Origin of the sequence: Cognatishimia maritima, from assembly GCF_900129685.1 — a bacterium.
Classification (GTDB): domain Bacteria; phylum Pseudomonadota; class Alphaproteobacteria; order Rhodobacterales; family Rhodobacteraceae; genus Cognatishimia; species Cognatishimia maritima.
In genome coordinates this window covers 418,264-438,224 of sequence record NZ_FQWM01000001.1, presented here as the reverse complement: position 1 = coordinate 438,224, position 19,961 = coordinate 418,264, and the positions used below count along the sequence as shown (strand labels likewise).

The 19,961-nt window shown below is 56.8% G+C and carries 19 protein-coding genes; 11 read left to right on the top strand and 8 right to left on the bottom strand.

Features of this window, described 5'->3' with window-relative positions; genetic code table 11:
* Window positions 1-167 precede the first annotated feature (167 nt).
* On the bottom strand, window positions 168-1,667 hold the full coding sequence (locus BUA39_RS02245; protein WP_072790334.1) for a CoA-acylating methylmalonate-semialdehyde dehydrogenase: 1,500 nt from the start codon (window positions 1,665-1,667) through the stop codon (window positions 168-170).
* Between the two features lie 100 nt (window positions 1,668-1,767).
* Here BUA39_RS02245 and BUA39_RS02240 point away from each other — a divergent pair, with 100 nt between their 5' ends.
* The 5 genes from BUA39_RS02240 to BUA39_RS02220 all read left to right on the top strand — a co-directional run bounded on the left by BUA39_RS02240 (window position 1,768) and on the right by BUA39_RS02220 (window position 5,157).
* A complete protein-coding gene (locus BUA39_RS02240) occupies window positions 1,768-2,664 on the top strand; it encodes a LysR family transcriptional regulator (protein WP_072791670.1) in 897 nt (298 codons plus the stop codon).
* 75 nt (window positions 2,665-2,739) lie between these two features.
* Window positions 2,740-3,174, top strand: coding sequence for a CBS domain-containing protein (locus BUA39_RS02235; RefSeq protein ID WP_072790331.1), 435 nt, complete (start codon window positions 2,740-2,742; stop codon window positions 3,172-3,174).
* Window positions 3,175-3,267: 93 nt separating this feature from the next.
* The gene (gene coaD / locus BUA39_RS02230; protein ID WP_072790328.1) at window positions 3,268-3,759 is read left to right on the top strand and encodes a pantetheine-phosphate adenylyltransferase; all 492 of its coding nucleotides are present in this window, start codon (window positions 3,268-3,270) and stop codon (window positions 3,757-3,759) included.
* A gap of 144 nt (window positions 3,760-3,903) precedes the next feature.
* On the top strand, window positions 3,904-4,875 hold the full coding sequence (locus BUA39_RS02225; RefSeq protein ID WP_072790324.1) for a DUF808 domain-containing protein: 972 nt from the start codon (window positions 3,904-3,906) through the stop codon (window positions 4,873-4,875).
* Window positions 4,876-4,923: 48 nt separating this feature from the next.
* On the top strand, window positions 4,924-5,157 hold the full coding sequence (locus BUA39_RS02220) for a DUF6500 family protein (protein ID WP_242648539.1): 234 nt from the start codon (window positions 4,924-4,926) through the stop codon (window positions 5,155-5,157).
* A 50-nt stretch (window positions 5,158-5,207) separates the two neighbouring features.
* On the opposite strand, the gene tkt is transcribed toward BUA39_RS02220, so the two are convergent.
* Window positions 5,208-7,181 carry a transketolase gene (gene tkt, locus BUA39_RS02215; RefSeq protein WP_423219927.1) on the bottom strand — a complete coding sequence of 658 codons (1,974 nt, stop codon included), beginning with the start codon at window positions 7,179-7,181 and terminating at the stop codon, window positions 5,208-5,210.
* A 262-nt stretch (window positions 7,182-7,443) separates the two neighbouring features.
* Here tkt and BUA39_RS02210 point away from each other — a divergent pair, with 262 nt between their 5' ends.
* The gene (locus tag BUA39_RS02210) at window positions 7,444-8,031 is read left to right on the top strand and encodes a hypothetical protein (protein ID WP_072790321.1); all 588 of its coding nucleotides are present in this window, start codon (window positions 7,444-7,446) and stop codon (window positions 8,029-8,031) included.
* A complete protein-coding gene (locus tag BUA39_RS02205; RefSeq protein ID WP_072790319.1) occupies window positions 8,031-8,426 on the top strand; it encodes a cell division protein ZapA in 396 nt (131 codons plus the stop codon). The genes BUA39_RS02210 and BUA39_RS02205 overlap by 1 nt, the downstream gene beginning before the upstream one ends.
* 84 nt (window positions 8,427-8,510) lie before the next feature.
* Here the strand turns inward: BUA39_RS02205 and grxD are convergent, their stop codons facing one another.
* From grxD to BUA39_RS02180, 5 genes are all read right to left on the bottom strand, one after another.
* Window positions 8,511-8,873 (bottom strand): Grx4 family monothiol glutaredoxin, encoded by a 363-nt coding sequence (gene grxD, locus BUA39_RS02200; protein ID WP_072790316.1) that lies wholly within the window; start codon window positions 8,871-8,873, stop codon window positions 8,511-8,513.
* A gap of 11 nt (window positions 8,874-8,884) precedes the next feature.
* Window positions 8,885-9,115: a BolA/IbaG family iron-sulfur metabolism protein gene (locus BUA39_RS02195; RefSeq protein ID WP_072790313.1), complete on the bottom strand. Its 231-nt coding sequence runs from the start codon at window positions 9,113-9,115 to the stop codon at window positions 8,885-8,887.
* Between the two features lie 62 nt (window positions 9,116-9,177).
* Complete coding sequence (locus tag BUA39_RS02190) at window positions 9,178-9,702, bottom strand: hypothetical protein (protein WP_072790310.1); 525 nt, start codon at window positions 9,700-9,702, stop codon at window positions 9,178-9,180.
* 2 nt (window positions 9,703-9,704) lie between these two features.
* The gene (purL, locus tag BUA39_RS02185; protein ID WP_072791665.1) at window positions 9,705-11,864 is read right to left on the bottom strand and encodes a phosphoribosylformylglycinamidine synthase subunit PurL; all 2,160 of its coding nucleotides are present in this window, start codon (window positions 11,862-11,864) and stop codon (window positions 9,705-9,707) included.
* Between the two features lie 120 nt (window positions 11,865-11,984).
* Window positions 11,985-12,548, bottom strand: coding sequence for a DUF6151 family protein (locus BUA39_RS02180; protein ID WP_072790306.1), 564 nt, complete (start codon window positions 12,546-12,548; stop codon window positions 11,985-11,987).
* A 380-nt stretch (window positions 12,549-12,928) separates the two neighbouring features.
* Here BUA39_RS02180 and BUA39_RS02175 point away from each other — a divergent pair, with 380 nt between their 5' ends.
* Entirely contained in the window at window positions 12,929-13,504 is a 576-nt protein-coding gene (locus tag BUA39_RS02175; protein WP_072790303.1) for a DUF1349 domain-containing protein, read from the top strand.
* A gap of 9 nt (window positions 13,505-13,513) precedes the next feature.
* On the opposite strand, the gene BUA39_RS02170 is transcribed toward BUA39_RS02175, so the two are convergent.
* A complete protein-coding gene (locus BUA39_RS02170; RefSeq protein ID WP_072791663.1) occupies window positions 13,514-14,416 on the bottom strand; it encodes a LysR family transcriptional regulator in 903 nt (300 codons plus the stop codon).
* 172 nt (window positions 14,417-14,588) lie between these two features.
* Here BUA39_RS02170 and BUA39_RS02165 point away from each other — a divergent pair, with 172 nt between their 5' ends.
* The 3 genes from BUA39_RS02165 (at window position 14,589) to murI (ending at window position 19,872) form a co-directional block, all read left to right on the top strand.
* Complete coding sequence (locus BUA39_RS02165) at window positions 14,589-18,005, top strand: indolepyruvate ferredoxin oxidoreductase family protein (protein ID WP_072790301.1); 3,417 nt, start codon at window positions 14,589-14,591, stop codon at window positions 18,003-18,005.
* A gap of 122 nt (window positions 18,006-18,127) precedes the next feature.
* Window positions 18,128-19,015 carry a lysophospholipid acyltransferase family protein gene (locus tag BUA39_RS02160; RefSeq protein ID WP_072790297.1) on the top strand — a complete coding sequence of 296 codons (888 nt, stop codon included), beginning with the start codon at window positions 18,128-18,130 and terminating at the stop codon, window positions 19,013-19,015.
* Window positions 19,016-19,059: 44 nt separating this feature from the next.
* Window positions 19,060-19,872, top strand: a complete 813-nt coding sequence (gene murI / locus BUA39_RS02155) for a glutamate racemase (RefSeq protein ID WP_072790294.1) — start codon at window positions 19,060-19,062, stop codon at window positions 19,870-19,872.
* The last annotated feature ends 89 nt before the right edge of the window (window positions 19,873-19,961 follow it).

Below are 19,961 nucleotides of genomic sequence, written 5' to 3'. Positions count from 1 at the left end.
TCTCCGGCGTCGTACTGGAATTATCTGAAATCTAAGCATTTTATTTCGAGAAGGGAAAGTAAAAATACAACCTATAGGGGATTGTTTCCAAGTTTCTCCAGCCCACGCGGAAAAACCCGCCTCAAGGGCGGGTTTTCATTGGGCTTTTGGTTGTAGCTCGGACTGCGTCAATCCATCGCTTTAAAGTTAAACTCGCCGCCGTCTTTGATGCCAGAGAACCAGCGCGAGGTGACGGTTTTTGTCTTGGTATAGAAGCGGAAGGCGTCTGGTCCGTATTGGTTTAGATCGCCAAAGGCCGATTTTTTCCAGCCGCCAAAGGTATAATAGGACAGTGGCACAGGGATCGGGAAGTTGATGCCAACCATGCCAACATTCACGCGGCTTGCATAGTCGCGCGCGGTGTCGCCGTCTGCTGTGAAAATCGCAGTGCCGTTGCCGTAGGGGCTGTTCATCACCAGATCAAGCGCCTCGTCATAGGTGCCAGCGCGCACGGTGGACAGAACCGGGCCAAAGATTTCTTCTTTGTAGATATCCATCTCTGGTGTGACGTGGTCAAACAGCGATGGTCCTACAAAAAAGCCATCCTCATAGCCCTGAAGTGAGAAGTCGCGCCCATCGACCACTAGCTTTGCGCCTTGATCGACACCGGAATTCACAAGCCCGTTGATCCGGTCCTTAGCGGCTGCTGTGATCACTGGGCCAAAGTCGACTTCTTCTTCGGCAGTATAGGGGCCAACTTTCAGTGACTCGACCCGAGGGATCAGCTTTTCAATCAGGCGGTCGGCAGTTTCTTCGCCCACAGGCACAGCCACGGAAATCGCCATGCACCGTTCGCCCGCGGCGCCAAATCCTGCGCCAACCAGCGCGTCCGCCGCCTTGTCGAGATCGGCATCCGGCATGATCACCATGTGGTTCTTCGCGCCACCAAAACATTGCGCGCGTTTGCCGTTATTGGCGGCGCGGCCATAGATGTATTGCGCGATGGGCGTAGAGCCTACAAAGCCCACAGCCTGAATGGTTTCGTTGTCCAAAAGCGCATCCACGGCCTCTTTGTCGCCATTCACAACCTGCAAAACACCATCTGGCAGGCCGGCTTCTTTAAAGAGCTCCGCCAGCGCCAGCGATGTAGATGGCACACGTTCGGATGGTTTCAGAACCATGGCGTTGCCCGCCGCAATCGCAGGGGCCATTTTCCACAGTGGGATCATGGCAGGGAAGTTGAACGGCGTGATCCCGGCAACAACACCCAGTGGCTGGCGCATGGAATAAAGATCAATACCGGGGCCTGCGCTGTCGGTATATTCGCCCTTCAGCATATTGGGCGCGCCCATGCAGACCTCGACAACCTCTAGTCCGCGCTGCACATCGCCGCGTGCGTCGGGCAGGGTCTTGCCATGCTCGCGCGAAACCAATTCGGCCAGCTTGTCCATATTGTCATTGATCAGGGCGGCGAACTTCATGATCACGCGCGCGCGGCGCTGCGGATTCACTTTTGCCCATGCCACTTGGGCTTCGGCGGCCTTGGCGACAATGGCGTCGACCTCGTCCTTGGTGGCCAAAGGCGTTTTGGCCTGCACTTCGCCTGTTGCAGGGTTGTAGACATCGGCAAACCGGCCTGATGTGCCTTTTTCATGGGTGCCGTTTACGAAATGGGTCAATTCTTGCATTGGAGACTCTCCTCATCTTTGTGCAGAGTTTAGTCTTGCAAAATGCAATGCAAAAGACGCAGTATCCCAAATCAATATTGCAAAAATGCAAAGGTGGCCTGTGCAACCAAATTGGGACGATCTGCGTGTGTTTCTGACATTGGCGCGCAATGACAGCCTGTCGCGCGCTGGCAAACAGCTGCGGCTGGACCCGGCGACGGTTGGACGCCGGATCGCGCGGCTGGAGACGAGCTATGGGGCGTCATTGTTTGTGAAGTCGCCCACCGGCTACGCGCTGACCGAGATGGGCGAGCGGCTTTTGCAACATGCAGAGCGCGCGGAACAAAGCATGCAGCTGGCCGAAGAAGCCATGAGCGGGCAAGAGGAGGGGCTGCGGGGCCAGATACGTATTGGTGCCCCGGATGGGGCCGCCAACTTTGTGCTGCCGCAGGTCTGCGCCGAAATTGCGCGTGCGAACCCGGATTTGGAAATCCAGATCGTCGCGCTGCCGCGTCTGTTTAGCCTGTCCAAAAGAGAAGCGGATTTTGCGGTCGCGGTCAGCCCTCCGCAAACCGGGCGTTTGATGGTGCAAAAGATCACTGACTATCGCCTAAGCATCGCCGCCGCCGATAGCTATCTGGCGCGCCACGACCCTATCACAACGGTCGAGCAACTGCGCCCCCACCGCATCATCGGCTATATCCCCGACATGATCTATTCCAAAGAGGTCGACTACCTTGGCGAAATCGGGATCGAAGCACCGCAACTCGCGTCAAATTCGGTCTCGGTGCAGGCGCATTGGATCAGACAGGGGGCGGGCATCGGCATTGTGCACGACTTTTCGCTGCCCGCCTTGCCCGGCGTTTCACGCGTTTTGCCCAAGCGGTTTTCTTTGCTGCGGTCGTTTTACCTGCTGCGCCACGAAGACGACAAACGCCTGGAGCGGCACAATCGCTTTGCGGCAGCGCTGACCGAAGGCATGCGTAAAGAAGTCCAGCGGCTAGAGGCACTTAGTTGACGTGATCGCTTGACTTTATCGATTCTTGCGGTGACGCTGATTAAAACGAAAGAAACGTTCGGAGGTACCCGCGACATGATGGTGCAGCAAATTCTGAAGGAAAAGGGCGACGCAGAGGTTGTTACCGTCAAGCCCGGCTCTTTGGTACAGGATGCAGCCAAGATTCTGGCTGAACGCCGGATCGGGACGGTGGTTGTTTCGGCGGATGGAACCACGGCAGATGGCATTCTGTCAGAACGCGACATCGTGCGCGAAATTGGCTCTCGGGGGCCAAGCTGCATGAGCGATAGCGTCGATGACCTGATGACCAAGGAATTGGTGACCTGCCAGTTGAAAGACGACGCCGTAGGCGTGCTGGAAAAAATGACCGAAGGGCGCTTCCGCCACATGCCCGTGGTAGAGGGCGGCAAACTGGTTGGCTTGATCACGCTGGGGGATGTGGTCAAGGCACGGCTCTCAGAACTCTCCATGGAGAAGGATGCCCTTGAGGGCATGATCATGGGACACTGACCCCGTAAGAACCCGGTAATGTCAAAGACCGCTTGCAATATCGGGCGCAATATTGTTGCGTGCTCGGGCCAAAGGGACAGTGGGAGAGAATAAATGCGCATCGGTCTGTATCCCGGGACATTTGACCCCATCACCTTGGGGCACATCGACATCATCCGCCGCGCGACCGTTCTGGTCGATCGTCTGGTGATTGGCGTCGCCATCAACCGCGACAAAGGCCCCATGTTCTCGCTTGAGGAACGCGTCGCCATGATCGAGGCGGAATGCGGCGAGCTGGCCAAAGAAACCGGGGTCGAAATTGTCGTACACCCATTCGAAAACCTGCTGATTGACTGCGCCAAGGATGTCGGGGCGCAGATCATCATTCGCGGCCTGCGTGCTGTCACCGATTTTGAATATGAATATCAGATGGTTGGCATGAACCGTGCACTGGATGACAGCATTGAAACAGTCTTTCTGATGGCTGAATTGGAACATCAAGCAATTGCCAGCAAGCTGGTAAAAGAAATCGCGCGCCTCGGCGGCGACGTCAGCAAATTTGTAACCCCAGACGTAAAAAAGGCGCTGGACGACCGCTTGGGCTAATGCCCCAAGGCGTTCGTTTGGAACCTTGGGCGCTGGCGGAGCGTTTCATTTATATGTTCCGTAAATGCCATTGGCATTGCACTGACAGCCGCTATCTTTAGAAAGTGAGCGAAGTCGCGCGGCGCGGCAAAAAAGGGGTGTGTGATGAGTGGACTTTTAGCGCTTTTGGACGATGTCGCGGGGATCGCTAAAGTGGCGGCCGCGTCGATTGACGATGTCGCAGCCAATGCCGCCAAAGCCGGGGCCAAGGCCGCCGGTGCCGTGATTGATGATGCGGCGGTTACTCCGAAATATCTGCACGGGTTTGAAGCGAGCCGGGAGTTGCCAGTCATCTGGCGCATTGCGAAGGGTTCGTTCAAAAACAAGCTGCTGATCTTGCTGCCCATTGGGCTTTTGCTGGCGAATTTCGCCCCGTGGATGATCCCACCGCTGCTTATGTTGGGCGGCGCCTATCTGTGTTTTGAAGGGGCCGAGAAAATCGCCCATGCGCTGTTTCACAGCGATGCTGGGCATCACGTTTTCAAAGAAGATGATATGCAGAGCGACCCGGCCCACCTGGAGGAAGAGAAAGCAGCCGGGGCCATCAAAACGGATTTTATCCTGTCTGCCGAAATTATGACAATTGCACTTGCCGCCATACCGGAGAGCAATTTCTGGCTTGAAGCCGCGACTTTGGCTGTGGTCGGCATCGCGATCACGATTGCCGTCTATGGCTCTGTCGCGCTGATCGTAAAAGCTGATGATGTGGGGCTTTGGCTCAGCGAAAAAGGCCACACCAGATTTGGTCGCGCCTTTGGTCGTGGCCTGGTCAAGGCGATGCCTGGCTTTATGAAACTGCTGACCATTGTGGGCACTGCTGCCATGCTTTGGGTCGGCGGGTCCATCATCGTACATGGGCTTGAGGAAATGGGATTTTCTTGGCTCGGCCATCATATTCACGATTGGGCCTATGCAGTGGCGCATACCGTTCCTGCGGCTTGGGAAGGGTTTGTCGAATGGACGGCCAAAGCCGCCATGGATGGCGTACTGGGCCTTGCGTTGGGGTTTGTTCTTATCCCCGTTGCGACCAAGATCCTGGTGCCAGCTTGGAACGCGGTTCGGCCAAAGAAAGCTTGAAACCCTGTTGAGAAGGTAGATGCCACCGGCGGGAGTATTTTGAGTAAGATGATCAAGGCTGAGATGCGAGAAGAACTACGTGCAAAGATCATTCAGGTTTGTGATGAGAAAATAGCAAAGAAAGGAGAGACGGTTGGTGTTTCTTTCTATGCATTTTTCGCAAACAAAAATGACGATCCCGAGGCGCTTTTTGCGGCTGCGACATGGTGGATCAAAATCCATGAATTGGATCATTTTGAAAAAGCTGTGAAGATCAGAGAGATGGTCAGATCAGGGCAATAAAAAAGGGCGCTCCGATTGGGGCGCCCTTGGTCTTTGGTGTGGTGCGATGCTCAGAGCAGCGCTTTGACTTTCTCGGCAACGTTCTCTGCCGTGATGCCGAACTTTTTAAAAAGTTCGCCCGCAGGGGCCGACGCGCCGAAGCTGTCCATGCCGACGAAATCCGCTTTGCCAAACTTACCGCGTTCACCCAGCAGCCACTGATCCCAGCCTTGGCGCACGCCAGCCTCGACACCGACACGTACAGGGCCCGCTGGCAGCACTTTGCGGCGATAGCTTTCGTCTTGTTCTGCGAATAGTTCCATACAGGGCATGGAAACCACGCGAGTGCCGATGCCATCGGCCTGCAGCAAGTCGCGGGCTTTCAGGGCCACCTCGACCTCAGAGCCGGTGGCAATCAGGATCGCTTGGCGTTTGCCTTCAGCCTCTGCCAGCACGTAAGCGCCTTGTTCGGTCAGGTTCTTCAGCTTGTGTTCGGTTCGCACGGTTGGCAGACCCTGACGGGTCAGCGCCATGACAGACGGTGTTGACGTGGAGGTCACGGCGATTTCCCAGGCCTCCGCCGTTTCCACGGTGTCGGCTGGGCGGAACACATAGGTGTTCGGGGTAGAACGAGAGATCGCGACGTGTTCCACCGGCTGGTGGGTTGGGCCATCTTCGCCGACACCGATGGAGTCATGGGTCATCACGAAAACGGTTGGGATCTTCATCAGGGCCGCCAGACGCATCGCGGGGCGCGCGTAGTCGGTGAAGGCCATGAATGTCCCACCATAGGCGCGCATACCGCCGTGCAGGTTCATACCGTTCATTGCTGCGGCCATACCGTGTTCGCGGATGCCCCAGTAGATGTAACGACCCTTGCGGTTGTTGGTGTCAAACATGCCAAGATCATCGGTCTTGGTGTTGTTGGACCCGGTCAGGTCAGCAGAGCCGCCCACGGTTTCGTGGAAGACGCTGTTCACAACAGACAAAGCCATCTCGGATGACTTCCGGGTCGCAACCTTTGGCTGCTCTTCAGAAACTTGCTTTTTCAGCGCTTTAATGGCGGCTGACAGCTTCTTAGGCGCTTCCAGTGCATAGGCGCGGTTGAATTTCGCCTGCTTCTGCGCAGAGGCTTCTGCAAAACGGGCCTCCCACGCTTCGCGTTCTGACGCACCGCGAGCGCCAATCGCCTCCCATTGAGACTTGATGTCTGCCGGGATTTCAAAGGAACCGTAATTCCAACCCCAAGTGTCCTTGGCGGCTTTCAGCTGATCGGCGTCTGTCAATGCACCGTGGCCTTTGGAGGTATCCTGCGCCGCGTGACCCAATGCGATATGGGTTTTGCAAGCGATCATGGACGGCTTTTTGGTTTTCTTCGCGGCCGTGATCGCAGCATCGATGGCGTCTGGATCGTGACCGTCGATCTCTTGCACGTGCCAGCCAGAGGCTTTGAAGCGCTGGATTTGGTTCGTGCGGTCGGACAGGTCCACCGTGCCGTCGATGGTGATGTTGTTGTTATCCCAGAAGACAATCAGGTTGCCCAGCGAATGCCGGCCGGCGATGCCGATGGCTTCCTGTGACAGACCTTCCATCAAACAGCCGTCGCCTGCGATCACATAGGTGTTGTGATCGACAAGTTTCTTGCCGTAGGTGGCGCGCTGGATTTCTTCGGCAATCGCGAAACCGACAGAGTTTGCAATCCCTTGGCCCAACGGGCCTGTGGTGGTTTCCACCGCGTCGATCAGGAAGTTTTCCGGGTGGCCTGCGGTCAATGCGCCCAGCTGGCGGAAGTTCTTGATCTGATCCAGCGTCACCTGCTTGTCACCCGACAGGTAAAGCAGGGCGTAGATCAACATAGAGCCGTGGCCCGCAGACAGAATAAAACGGTCGCGGTCTGGCCATTGTGGGTTGGCCGCGTCGAATTTCAGGTGCTTTTCAAACAGCACGGTTGCCACGTCGGCCATGCCGATGGGCATGCCAGAATGGCCCGAATTGGCCGCAGCAACGGCGTCAAGCGCGAGGGCGCGGATGGCGGTGGCCTTCATCCAATGATCGGGATTTTTGGCTTTCAATGCGGCGATGTCCACAGGCAACGTCCTTTGTTCATTCGTTGGGTCAGACGCTCAATAGCAGGCTGTCTGACAAGATCAAGACACGGGTTGCTGGCAGGATTAAGCGCAGGCTGCAAGTCTTTGAAATGAAAGGGGGCGCAATTTCCGAACCCATTGGGTAAACTTGCTGAAAAGCAGCCCAATACGCGATTCGGGGCTAGGGATTGCGCCATGGGGGACTGAAAGGACGGTGGTGATGAGTGAGATTGCAGATCTAGAAAACAGATTGTCAGCCGCGCTGGACCGGATTGCACGTGGGATGGATGCCGTTGTTGCGGGCGACCAAGGTGCGGAAACGGATGAGGCGCTGGCCGACCGGGTAGAGGAATTGGAGTCGGAGCTAGAGGCGGAGCGCAGCGCGCGGGCCTTGCTGGAAGACCAAATTCAAACCCTGTCCGGTGCCGCTGCCGCAAACAACAGCGCAGCGGATAAGGCAGAGGTTGAGGCCCTGAAAAAGGCCCATGCCGAGGAATTGGAAACCCTGCGTGCCGCCCATGCGGCAGAGCGTGACGCGTGGGAAGGCCTAAACAGCCGCCTTGTGCGCATGCGCCGGACCACCAAACTGATGCGCAGCAGCGCGGCCGCGATGCGTCAGGCGGCAACGGCAAAACTATCCGACCCAGAGGCCATCAACCAATCGCTGGCGGCCGAACTTGAAGCCCTGCAGGCTGAACACGAACTTGAACGTGCTGAAACCGATGTGATCCTGAAAACTCTGCAGCCTTTGCTGGGTGATCCCGAAAAGGATAGCCAGACAGAACACGAAGACGAGGAGGTGCAGTAATGCCAGAGGTTGATATCACCATCGGTGGCCGCACATTCGAAGTGGCCTGCCAAGAAGGCGAGCAGCATTTCCTGCAATCCGCCGCCAAGATGCTCGATGACGAAGCGCGCGTGCTGACCAGTCAGATCGGCCGGATTCCAGAGGCGCGAATGCTGTTGATGGCCGGGCTGATGTTGGCTGATAAGTCGGCGGGCATGGATGACAAAATGCGCGAATTGGAAGCCAAGATTGCCGAGCAGGCCGAGGAAATCGAAAGCCTGAAGAACACGCCATTGCCGATGCCCGAACGTATCGAAGTGCCCGTGGTGCCGGCGCGCTTGACCGAAAGCCTTGCAGAAATGACGGCGCGGGCAGAATCATTGGCCAGCGAGATAGAAGAAAAGGCGGCTCGCTAAGGCCATCACACATAAATAAGCCGGGCTGCAGCCCGGCTTACGCATGATGGCGATTGTAGGCCGGGCTTCAGCCCGGCTTTATATTTACGCGTTTGCCGCGCGGATTTTGTCGGCCATCTCTTTGCTGTAACCAACACCGTTTTCATCAAACAGCGTGTCAATCTCTCCGGACAGTGTCATCTCAGAGATGATATCGCAGCCACCCACAAACTCACCTTTGACATAAAGCTGAGGGATGGTCGGCCAATCAGAATACTCTTTGATGCCCTGGCGGATCTCTTCGTCGGCCAGAACGTTCACATCGGTGAAATCCACACCCATATAGTTCAGCACGCCCGCGACGCGGCTGGAAAAGCCACATTGCGGCATCTCTTTCGTGCCCTTCATGTAAAGCACGACGTCATTTGATTTCACGGTTTCGTCGATGCGGGTTTTCGCGTCGGTCATTTCTAGATCCTTTAGTCGGGGGCCTTGGTGGTCAGCGCCAAGGCATGTAGTTGTCCGCTGTCGATGGCGGATTTGACGGTGGCATTCACGGCGCGCTGTTGGGCAACGCGGGACATGCCCTTAAAGCTTGCGTCCACAACTTCTGCCGCGAAATGCTGCCCGTCATCGCCCATAACGGTGATTTTGGCGTCTGGGAAACCCGCGCGGATCAGGGCTTCGATGTCAGAGGCTTGAATGGCCATGAATGTTCCTCATTAGTCTTTGCGCTTAACTTAGGGTGCGCCCCAAGGGGCTGCAAGCGCGATTAGACGAAAGGCGCCAAGGATTGCAGGTAGGCGGGCACTTCGGCCAGCGCTTCTTGCACCTCGGGTTCTTCGAAATCGTGCACGGATGTGGGCGCATCAGGACAGAGCGCCGCCATCAAGGCGCGGGTCTGTGTCTTTGCAGAATTGGGTATGGGCAGGCGCTCGGCCTCTTGCAGCAGCAACAATGCTTCGTGGATCGGCCGCAAGACACGCAGCGCATAGGTCATGTGGGTCAATAGGTCGGGGTCATCCCGCCAGGTTTCACCATCAAACAGCTCTTGCGTCACGCGCTGCCCCGCACCGGCGCAGGAGTAGGTGATACATCCACCAAAGCCGCGCTTTTTGAGATCGGCGTGAATTGTGCAATCAAAGCAAGAGTCTGACAGATTGGGGCAGGGGGTGTCGACCGGCTTGCTGATCGCGAAGTATTCGTCGGCGTCAAATGGGTATGCCGCGCAACAAAGCGCGGCACATTTGGTGCAATCAGCGTTAAGGTCCGGGAAAGGAATGGCCTCTCCCGACATCGTCAGGCCACCGCTGCGGCGAAACTGCCGCGGAAGATTTCGGCCAGTTCGGCCAGTGGTGCTTCGGATGACCCAAATTTGACGCTGTCGCCGGTGAACTTGCCCACCGAATGGATTGTCACGCCCGCCGCGCCTGCGCGGGTCACCAGCGCCTCGGCTTGGTCAAAGTTGCAAGCCACCAGATAGCGCGCTTGGTCTTCCCCAAAGAGCTCTGGCGTTGCGTCGCTGTCCAGATGCACACCCACGCCCGCCGCTTCTGCCAGTTCAAATGCTGCCAGCGCCAGACCACCATCGGCCAGATCGGTGCAAACCTTGATCAGGTCGCGGTTCGCGCGAATGAATTCGCCGTTTTTCTTTTCCTCAGCCAGATCAACCGCAGGCGCATCACCTTCTTCGCGATTGAAGACTTCTGCCAGAAGCGCGGATTGCCCAAGATGCGCGCCGGTTGCGCCAATCAAAAGCGCAACATGACCTTCGCGGACTTCACCGTCGATTGGTTCTTCACCCGCCGCGACCAGACCAACGGCACCGATAGTTGGTGTCGGCAGGATGCCTTTGCCGTCGGTTTCATTGTAGAGGCTGACATTGCCAGACACGATTGGCATGTCCAACGCCGCAACCGCTTCGCCGATACCTTTGATGGCACCCACGAATTGGCCCATGATTTCGGGCTTTTCCGGGTTGCCGAAGTTCAGGTTGTCGGTGGTCGCCAAGGGCAAGGCACCCACGGCGGTCAGGTTCCGGTAGGCCTCGGCAACGGCCTGTTTGCCGCCTTCAAACGGGTTCGCCTTCACATAGCGCGGCGTCACATCAGAGGTGAATGCCAGCTTCTTGTCAGTGCCATGCACACGCAAGAGACCAGAGCCTTTGCCCGGTCCGCGCGCGGTGTCTGCCATGACCATGGAGTCGTATTGGTCATAGACCCACTGCTTGCCCGCGTAGTTTGGCGAAGAAATCAGTGCTTTCAGACCGTCGATTGGATCGACCTGCGGCACATCGCCCAGAGGTTCCGCAGCAGGTGTTTCCACCCATGGACGGTCGTATTCAGGCGCGGTGGAAGACAGCTTGGACAGCGGCAGGTCTGCTTTGACCTCGCCATTGTGCATGATCAAGAAGCGGTCTTCGGCAATGGTTTCGCCGACGATGGCAAAATCCAGATCCCATTTATCAAAGACGGCGCGCGCTTCAGCTTCCAGTTCCGGTTTCAGAACCATCAGCATGCGTTCCTGAGATTCCGACAGCATCATTTCATAGGCTGTCATATCTGCTTCGCGCTGGGGCACGTCTTCGAGGTTGAGCTTCACGCCCAGACCACCTTTATCGCCCATCTCAACGGCGGAACAGGTCAGACCAGCCGCACCCATGTCTTGGATCGAGATCACAGCGCCGGTCTGCATCAGCTCCAGCGTGGCTTCCATTAGGCGTTTTTCGGTGAACGGGTCGCCGACCTGAACGGTTGGGCGTTTTTCTTCGATGGTGTCGTCAAATTCAGCTGACGCCATGGTTGCGCCACCAACACCGTCACGGCCAGTTTTGGCACCAAGGTACACAACCGGCATGCCAACGCCGGACGCCGCCGAGTAGAAGATGCCATCTGTTTTCGCCAGACCTGCCGCGAAGGCGTTCACAAGGCAGTTGCCATTATAGGCCGGGTGAAAGCGCACTTCGCCGCCCACGGTTGGCACACCAAAACAGTTGCCATAGCCTCCAATGCCTTCGACCACGCCATTGACCAGCTGACGGGTCTTTGGGTGGGAGGTTTCGCCGAAGCTGAGAGAGTTCATCGCCGCAATTGGACGTGCGCCCATGGTGAAAACGTCGCGCAGGATGCCGCCCACACCAGTCGCCGCACCTTGATAGGGCTCGATGTAAGACGGGTGGTTGTGGCTTTCCATTTTGAAAACAACCGCGTCGCCGTCACCAATATCGATGATGCCCGCGTTTTCGCCCGGACCACAGATCACCTGTGGGCCATCGGTTGGCAGGGTGCGTAGCCATTTTTTTGAGGACTTATAGGAACAATGTTCGTTCCACATTGCAGAGAAGATGCCCATCTCGGTGAAAGTTGGGTCGCGGCCCAGAATATTGATGACCTCCGCGTATTCTTCGGGGGTGAACCCGTGGCTCGCGATGACGTCTTCAGTGATGATCGGATCTTGCATTTGCATCCCCTGTGGTGCCCTGCGGGAGTGTGTCGCGCGCTCTTTACGACAAGGATGACCAAAGGGGAAGGGGGCTGATGCGCCATGTCGTTTCTGACGATGAGTTTTCGCTTCAGCGCCTCAGGGCCGTGCAGCGTTGCGTTCTTCCAAGGTCAGAACATGTGGCTCAACAACCGGTGCGCCGTCGGCATCAAAAAACGGCCTATGACGGTCCTCACCTTTTATGCGCGAGAGCAGCGCTCGGGCCATGAAAGAGGCAATCGTCGCTAACATTCCACTCTGTTTGACGCGCCCGTTTGTGGTTTCGGTAAAGGCATGGCCGCGCACAGGGCCAAAGGCATTTAGGTCTTTGGGCAGCACCAGCCCGCAAAAGGGCACCGCCGGGCTTGGGAAGGAGGTTGAAAACGGCGTGTTGCAGCACGAAAGGTACCAGCGAAATGTGCCCTTTGGGCTAAGACGCAAAAGCGCCAAGTTCTCGGACCCTTTGGTGAAGCTGATATTTGACGGCACGGTTTGAAAGATGCGCACACCACTGTTTTCTAAATGTCGGTCTGCGTGGCCCAAGTGGGTCTGGAAGGTCTGGCAATCTGCGCAGTAGCATTTCAAATGGCGACCTTTACGGTCATCGTGGATTGTCCATTGGGTCGCACCACAGGCGCACGACAGGGATTGGGCTTGGGGCATTCAGGTCACTCTCTATCTGCCAGCGACCCTGCGCTGACGGGGCATGCATATGGTGTGACCATGACAGAAAATGGCAGGACTCAACATGTCGGCGATGCAAAAAACCTGTGCCGCGAAAAAAAGGGCCGAGCAAATAAGCTCGGCCTTAGTCCAACAGGGAGGTATGAAGATGATGCTCTACTAAGCGATCACCGTCTTCGAGGGCTGAAATAGTAGGCGGAAATGAATCTTTCAAGAATTCTCGTGTCAAAGCTGCTATGCACGGGGTGCATGGCTGTCGGCATCCGCGCAGAAAACATGACCTTTCGCGGAGACAGGCCCGCAAATTTATGGTGACCTTCATGGGCAGGACGTGGGCCATTTGGTAAAGGGGGCATCTGATGAAAGTAATTGCAGTCGAACATGACCACTTGATGGATTGGTCCTGGGAGAATGGCGTTCTTCAAATGTCCACGAATGCCCAGAGCAACCATTTCGTCGATCCAGGCGGTAGCGACAATCTGATGGCCGTGCCGGTTGTGTATTTTGCGCTGCCAGACGGGGACTTTTCAGTTTCCTGCCGCGTGGCTGGCTTGATTGCCCATACCTTTGATGCGGCGGGGTTCTTTCTTAGGTGCGGAAAAGACTGGACTGCCAAGTTTCTGGCAGAGCGCGCACCAACAGGCGAGGTGATGGCTGTATCTGTGATTACAACAGCCTATTCCGACGATTGTAATGGTCCCGATCTTCCGTTGCCCGCACAGCTGCGTGTCACAAAAGCCGGCCAAACGGTTTCATGGCATATCCAGATCGCCGATGGTTTATGGCGCCTCGTGCGGTACGCACATCTTCCGGTGGAGAAGGGCATTCAGTTGGGTTTGATGGTGCAGACGCCGTCAGGCGGCGGGGTTGACGCCCAATTTGACAATCTGTCGATCAGCACTTCAGTTCCTAAAGACCTAAGAAACGGGAGCTAGTTAGCGCAGCTAGGTGGAAAGCTCACGTAGATGTTTGCGGTAGTCGACGATTTCGTCCTGCACAAAATCCCTGAACGCTTGAATGCGTTTGGAGTGACGCAATTCTTCCGGGTAGGCCAGATAGACGGGCACTTCGTCGCTTTCGACATCCGGCAGGATTCGCACCAAATGTGGGTATTCTTCGACCACATAGTCCGGCAGTACGCCAATCCCAAGGTCATTCAGCACCGTTTGCAAAACGCCAAAGTAGTTGTTCACCGTCAGCCGTGAAGGGATGTCATAGGTCAGCAACTCGCTGGTCAGCGAAGAACTCGCCCCAACCTGAATTGATTCGGTGCGCTGATAGATCAGCCGGTGATCGGACAGGTCTTCCATGCTTTCGGGTGTGCCGTGCTGTTCGATGTAGGCCGGTGTCGCAAACAGGCGAATGCGCACGCTCATCAGCCGCTTGCGGATCAAATCCGCCTGGCTCGGCTCTTTCATGCGAATGGCGGCATCGGCTTCCCGCATCGGTAGATCAAGCACCTTTTCCTCAAGCATCAGGTCGATGTTCAGGTCAGGGTGCTGGGCATAGAGCTTGTTCAAACGCGGGGCCAGCCACAGCGTCCCGAACCCCAGCGTGGTGGTCACACGGAGTTCACCAAAGACTTCTTCTTCACTGTCGCGAATGCGCGCGGCGGCGGCGTCCAACCGTTTGGACATGGACCGTGTGGCTTCAAACAGCAATTCACCCTGTTCGGTGAGAATCAGCCCGCGTGCGTGGCGGTGAAACAAAGTTGTGTTCAGGCTCTCTTCCAGCGCGCGCACCTGCCGGGAAACGGCGGATTGGGACAAATGCAGGGTATCTCCCGCATGTGTGAGGCTGCCAGCGTCTGCAACCGCGTGAAATATTCTTAGCTTGTCCCAGTCCATTTCCGCAACTTTCGAGAATTCTGCCAACCCATAATAGAATTTGGGAAAAAACAAAATATGTGACGCGAGGTTTCTTTTGAGGTGTATCAATTTTCCCTTGGGTAGGTCAATAATTGTGACCTAAAATGGACCGCAATCTATGGTATCATCGCGCAAGGAGGGGAGAGGCAAGATGAGCATTCAGAAAGTCTCGCTAAGCGACAAGTTTGATCTGTCCAAAGACCAAGTTTTGTTGAACGGAACGCAGGCGCTTGTGCGCCTCATGTTGACGCAGAAAGCGCGCGATGAGGGCGCCGGGCTGAACACCGCTGGCTACGTATCAGGCTATCGCGGCTCTCCGATGGGCGCGGTCGACAGCGTGATGACCCGCGCCAAAAAGCACCTTGAGCCTGCAAATATCACCTTCCACTCTGGCCTGAACGAAGACCTCGCCGCGACGGCCCTTTGGGGCACGCAACAGGCAGAGATGCGGGGCGAAGGCAAATACGATGGCGTCTTTGGTCTTTGGTACGGCAAAGGGCCGGGTGTGGACCGCACCGGCGACGTGATGCGCCATGCCAATATGGCAGGCACGTCAAAACACGGCGGCGTCCTGATGGCGCTTGGTGATGACCACACCGGCGAAAGCTCCACCGTGTTACACCAATCCGAATGGGCGCTCGTCGATGCCTATATGCCTGTGGTTTCCCCAGCAGGCGTGCAAGAGGTGATCGACTATGGCCTTTACGGTCTGGCACTGTCGCGGTTTGCAGGGGTCTGGGTCGGCTTGAAAACCATGAAAGACACGATCGAGGCGACCTCTGTCATTGATGGTCGCGTGGATCGCGTCAAGCTGATGACGCCAGAATTCCAAATGCCTCCGGGTGGATTGAACATCCGCACCCCAGATACGCCCCATGATCAAGAAGTGCGGATGATTGATTTCAAACGCTACGCGGCAGAGGCATTTTCTCATGTGAACAAGATGGACAAACGCATGTGGGGCAAGCCGGGGGCTAAGATTGGATTTGCTGCGGCGGGCAAGAACTGGCTGGACCTGACGCATGCGCTGGACCTTCTGAACATCGATGAGGCAGAGGCAGAGCGCCTGGGCATCACCACCTATAAGATCGGTCAGACCTTCCCACTGGACATGCAGGGTTTCCACGATTGGGCCGAAGACCTTGATCTGATCGTGATCGTCGAAGAAAAGCGCAAGCTGATCGAAGTTCAGGTGAAAGAAGCGATCTTTGATGATCGTCAGGGGCGTCGGGTCTATGGCTGGTACAAAGGCGGCGCAGGCAGCATGCACCGTGACGAATTGTTCCCAACCCGCGGCGCGCTTGACCCGATCATGATTGCCGAAAAGATCGGCGATATCCTGATCGAAGAGGGGCGTGGCACCGATGGCATCAAGGCAGGGCTGTCTGCGCTGATGGAGGCCAAAAAAGCCGACAATGCCGAAGATCTTGCAAACCGCGTGCCGCATTATTGCTCGGGCTGTCCGCACAACACCTCGACCCGCGTGCCGGATGGCAGCCGGGGCGGGGCGGGCATTGGCTGCCACTATATGGTTCAGTGGATGGATCGCAATTCTGTCGGCTTCACCCAGATGGGCGGCGAAGGCGTGAACTGGGTCGGCGAAGCGCCGTTTTCAAAGCGCGAGCATATTTTCCAGAACCTTGGCGACGGCACCTACACCCACTCCGGCTCCCTCGCCATCCGTGCGGCGCTGACGGCGGGCACGAATATCACCTACAAAATCCTATACAACGATGCGGTCGCCATGACTGGCGGCCAACCGATTGATGGCGGGATTGACGCGCCACAGATCGCACGCGAGTTGCAGGCGATGGGCGTGAAAAACATCGCGCTGGTTTATGATGAAAAAGAAGATATTGACCTCAAGGCCTTCCCATCTGGCCTGATGGTGCATGAACGCGCTGAGTTCATGGATGTGCAGGACAAGATGAAAACCATCAAAGGCGTCTCGGCGATCCTTTACGTGCAGACCTGCGCCAATGAAAAGCGCCGCCGCCGCAAGCGCGGTGCCTTCCCTGATCCGGACAAGCGCGTGTTTATCAACACCGATGTCTGCGAAGGCTGCGGTGATTGTGGCGTTCAGTCCAACTGTGTGTCGATTGTGCCGGTCGAAACCGAACTGGGCCGCAAGCGCGGGATTGACCAATCCAGCTGCAACAAAGATTTTAGCTGCCTCAGTGGCTTCTGTCCTTCGTTTGTGACGCTGTCGGGCGCAAAAATCCGCAAAGAAGCCTCTGCCAACCTGGACCTGCCAGACATGCCAGAACCTGAAATCAAACCCATCAACGGCACCCACAATGTGGTGATGACCGGCGTTGGCGGTACCGGTATCGTGACTATCGGGGCTGTGCTGGCACAGGCCGCGCAGATCGACGGCAAAGCCGCCGGCATGATGGAAATGGCTGGCCTTGCCCAAAAGGGTGGCGCAGTGCACATCCATTGCCGGATCGCGGAAACGCCAGACGACATCAGCGCCATTCGCGTCGCAACCGGCGAATGTGACGCCCTGATCGGTGGTGACCTTGTCGTGAGTGCCGGGGCAAAGACCCTTGGTCTGACCACCATGGGCCGTACCGGTGCGGTTGTGAACAGCCATGAGATCATCACCGGCGAATTCACCCGCAACACCGAATTCAAAATCCCCGGTGACCGGTTGTCCTTGCAACTGCAGGCGCGTTTGCAGGACGGGCTTCTGCTGTTTGATGCGTCGGAATTGGCGCGGGTCACCATGGGCGACTCGATCTACTCCAACATGATGATCTTTGGGGCCTCTTGGCAGCTGGGCCAGATCCCTGTCAGCCAAGACGCGATTTTCCACGCGATCACGCTGAACGGTGCCAAGGTGGAAGAAAACCAGCGCGCCTTTGAACTGGGCCGTTGGGCGGCGCTTTATCCTGAAAAAGCGCAAGAGATGCTGGCACCCTCCGTTGTCTCTTTGCCAAAGTCGCTCGAGGACAAAATCGCTTTCCGCGCGGACCAGTTGGTGAAATTCCAAGGTAAATCCTTGGCCAAGAAATACCGCGCTCTGGTTGACCCAATCGCTGATGTGCGCCTGAAGGAGGCGGTCGCAAAGGGTTATTTCAAGCTGCTGGCCTATAAGGACGAATACGAAGTCGCGCGGATGCATCTGGAAACCCGCGAAAAAGCGGCGGCGCAATTCACGGGTGATTTCAAAATGAACTTCCACCTTGCGCCTCCCATGTTGTCCAAAGAAGGGCCCGGCGGTCGCCCGATGAAGCGTGAATTCGGCGAAGGCATGCTGCGGTGGTTCAAGCTGCTGTCTAAGCTGAAGAAGCTGCGCGGCACACCGCTTGACGTCTTTGGCTATACAGCAGAGCGCAAGATGGAACGTGCGCTGATTGCTCAGTACGAGGCCGATATGGCGGATATTCTGCCCAAACAGGGTGAAACTGCGCATGACGCTGCTGTGGCCCTGGCGGAACTGCCGCTGCAAATCCGCGGCTATGGCCCGGTCAAGGCCGCGAATGAGGCCAAATTTGCCAAGCGCCGTGAGGAATTGCTGGCAGCACTGCGCCAACTTGCGCCAACGCTTGAGGCGGCGGAGTGATCTGAAACCTCATTGTGCGGTCGATCAGCAATTGCAAAAGAGTGAAAACAGCCCCATTTTTCTGGGGCTGTTTCTTTTTTAGGGGCGGCAGCTTAAGGACCTAAGACCGGAGACTTGCGCCCGTGACCACGCGCATCCAATCCCGCGCGATTGCGCGCGACATCAGTTACGCCCATTCGGCGCAAACAGCCGCCGGGCGCGCGATGATCCGGTTGATGGAAAACACAACCGGTCGCCCCGGACTGATCCACCGCGCCAAAGGATATGAACAGGACGTCGCAGCCGGTGGAGATTTCTGGCAGATCATGATGCAGCGTTATGGCTTGTCGCTAGAGGTCATTGGCGGATCGCTCGCAAACATCCCGCGCGAAGGCCCACTGCTGCTGATCGCGAACCACCCCTACGGCATCCTCGACGGGCTGACGATGGGGCATATCCTCAGCCATCTGCGCGGTGATTTCCGCATTCTGGCGCATCAGGTTTTTCGCAAAGCCGATGACCTGAACCGCATTATTCTGCCGATCAGTTTTGACACCTCAAAGGCCGCGCTGAAACTGAACATCGAAACGCGCAAGGTGGCTTTGCACTACCTGCATCAAGGCGGCGCGATTGGCATTTTCCCTGGCGGCACGGTGTCGACCGCCGCGCGACCCTTTGGGGTTCCGCTTGATCCAATCTGGCGCGGCTTCACGGCGCGTATGGTGGCGCAGTCTGAGGCAGCCGTCGTGCCGATCTTTTTTGACGGCACAACGACGCGGCTGTTCCAAATGGCCAGCCATCTGCACTACACCCTGCGCATGGGTTTTCTGATCCGCGAGTTTAGAAAACGCGTGGGGACGCCGGTCAGGATTGTGGTGGGAGAGCCTCTTCCTCGGGCAGAGTTGGACGCCCTAAAGGGGGATCGAAAACGTCTCATGGACTTCCTGCGCAGCCGTACCTATGCTCTGTCCAATAAGCCCATTGATGCGACAGGCTATGGGTTTGAATTTGAAGAGAAATACAGGGGCTGACTTGCAAGATGCCGCGGAGCGACGGCGTTTGAAAGGGGTTGAGGATGGCAGTAGGAATATTTGACAGCGGGTTGGGCGGGCTCACCGTTTATGACGCCGTGCATCGGGCGATGCCAGAGCAGCCCATTGTCTATTTTGGAGACAACGCACACGCGCCCTATGGCGTGCGCGACGCGGACGATATTTTTGCCAAGACAACCTTTGCCGTTGAACGCCTTTGGGAAGCGGGCTGCGATCTTGTGATTTTGGCCTGTAACACCGCAAGCGCAGCAGCTCTTCGGCGGATGCAGGAAAGCTGGCTGCCACAGGACAAGCGCGTTTTGGGCGTTTTTGTGCCTCTGATCGAGGCGCTGACCGAACGCAACTGGGGCGACAATAGCCCACCGCGCGAGGTTGCAGTGAAACATGTCGCATTGTTCGCAACACCTGCAACGGTTTCCAGCCGCGCGTTTCAGCGCGAATTGGCCTTCCGCGCCATCGGCGTCGATGTCGAAGCACAGGCCTGCGGCGGCGTAGTCGATGCCATCGAAGATGGGGATTCCATTTTGGCCGAAGCGCTGGTGCGCAGCCATGTCGAGGCTTTGAAACGTAAAATGCCCCATCCCGAGGCGGCCATCCTGGGCTGTACCCATTATCCATTGATGGAAGAAACCTTCCAAGACGCCTTGGGGCCTGACGTGAAAGTCTATAGTCAGGCCAACCTAGTGGCCGAAAGCCTGAAGGACTATTTGGATCGTCATCCGGCCATGCGCGGACCGGGCACAGAGAACCTGTTCCTGACAACGGGCGATCCCAAGCGGGTATCAGACCGGGCCACGCAGTTCCTGCGACGACGGGTCGAATTTATCTCGGCTTGATGTCGGGCATCGGCATCCGTAAAACCCAAACCCAACTGTGACATTTTGCGGCTTCAATCCGCCGCGCGGCATCTTATCTATGCCGAAGG

What these genes read in the sequence shown, in the direction of transcription:
- BUA39_RS02245 (WP_072790334.1), bottom strand. Translation starts at nt 1,667, where the DNA reads ATGCAAGAATTGACCCATTTCGTAAACGGCACCCATGAAAAAGGCACA.
- BUA39_RS02235 (WP_072790331.1), top strand. Translation starts at nt 2,740, where the DNA reads ATGATGGTGCAGCAAATTCTGAAGGAAAAGGGCGACGCAGAGGTTGTT.
- coaD (WP_072790328.1), top strand. Translation starts at nt 3,268, where the DNA reads ATGCGCATCGGTCTGTATCCCGGGACATTTGACCCCATCACCTTGGGG.
- BUA39_RS02225 (WP_072790324.1), top strand. Translation starts at nt 3,904, where the DNA reads ATGAGTGGACTTTTAGCGCTTTTGGACGATGTCGCGGGGATCGCTAAA.
- BUA39_RS02220 (WP_242648539.1), top strand. Translation starts at nt 4,924, where the DNA reads ATGATCAAGGCTGAGATGCGAGAAGAACTACGTGCAAAGATCATTCAG.
- tkt (WP_423219927.1), bottom strand. Translation starts at nt 7,181, where the DNA reads ATGAAGGCCACCGCCATCCGCGCCCTCGCGCTTGACGCCGTTGCTGCG.
- BUA39_RS02210 (WP_072790321.1), top strand. Translation starts at nt 7,444, where the DNA reads ATGAGTGAGATTGCAGATCTAGAAAACAGATTGTCAGCCGCGCTGGAC.
- BUA39_RS02205 (WP_072790319.1), top strand. Translation starts at nt 8,031, where the DNA reads ATGCCAGAGGTTGATATCACCATCGGTGGCCGCACATTCGAAGTGGCC.
- grxD (WP_072790316.1), bottom strand. Translation starts at nt 8,873, where the DNA reads ATGACCGACGCGAAAACCCGCATCGACGAAACCGTGAAATCAAATGAC.
- BUA39_RS02195 (WP_072790313.1), bottom strand. Translation starts at nt 9,115, where the DNA reads ATGGCCATTCAAGCCTCTGACATCGAAGCCCTGATCCGCGCGGGTTTC.
- BUA39_RS02190 (WP_072790310.1), bottom strand. Translation starts at nt 9,702, where the DNA reads ATGTCGGGAGAGGCCATTCCTTTCCCGGACCTTAACGCTGATTGCACC.
- purL (WP_072791665.1), bottom strand. Translation starts at nt 11,864, where the DNA reads ATGCAAGATCCGATCATCACTGAAGACGTCATCGCGAGCCACGGGTTC.
- BUA39_RS02180 (WP_072790306.1), bottom strand. Translation starts at nt 12,548, where the DNA reads ATGCCCCAAGCCCAATCCCTGTCGTGCGCCTGTGGTGCGACCCAATGG.
- BUA39_RS02175 (WP_072790303.1), top strand. Translation starts at nt 12,929, where the DNA reads ATGAAAGTAATTGCAGTCGAACATGACCACTTGATGGATTGGTCCTGG.
- BUA39_RS02170 (WP_072791663.1), bottom strand. Translation starts at nt 14,416, where the DNA reads ATGGACTGGGACAAGCTAAGAATATTTCACGCGGTTGCAGACGCTGGC.
- BUA39_RS02165 (WP_072790301.1), top strand. Translation starts at nt 14,589, where the DNA reads ATGAGCATTCAGAAAGTCTCGCTAAGCGACAAGTTTGATCTGTCCAAA.
- murI (WP_072790294.1), top strand. Translation starts at nt 19,060, where the DNA reads ATGGCAGTAGGAATATTTGACAGCGGGTTGGGCGGGCTCACCGTTTAT.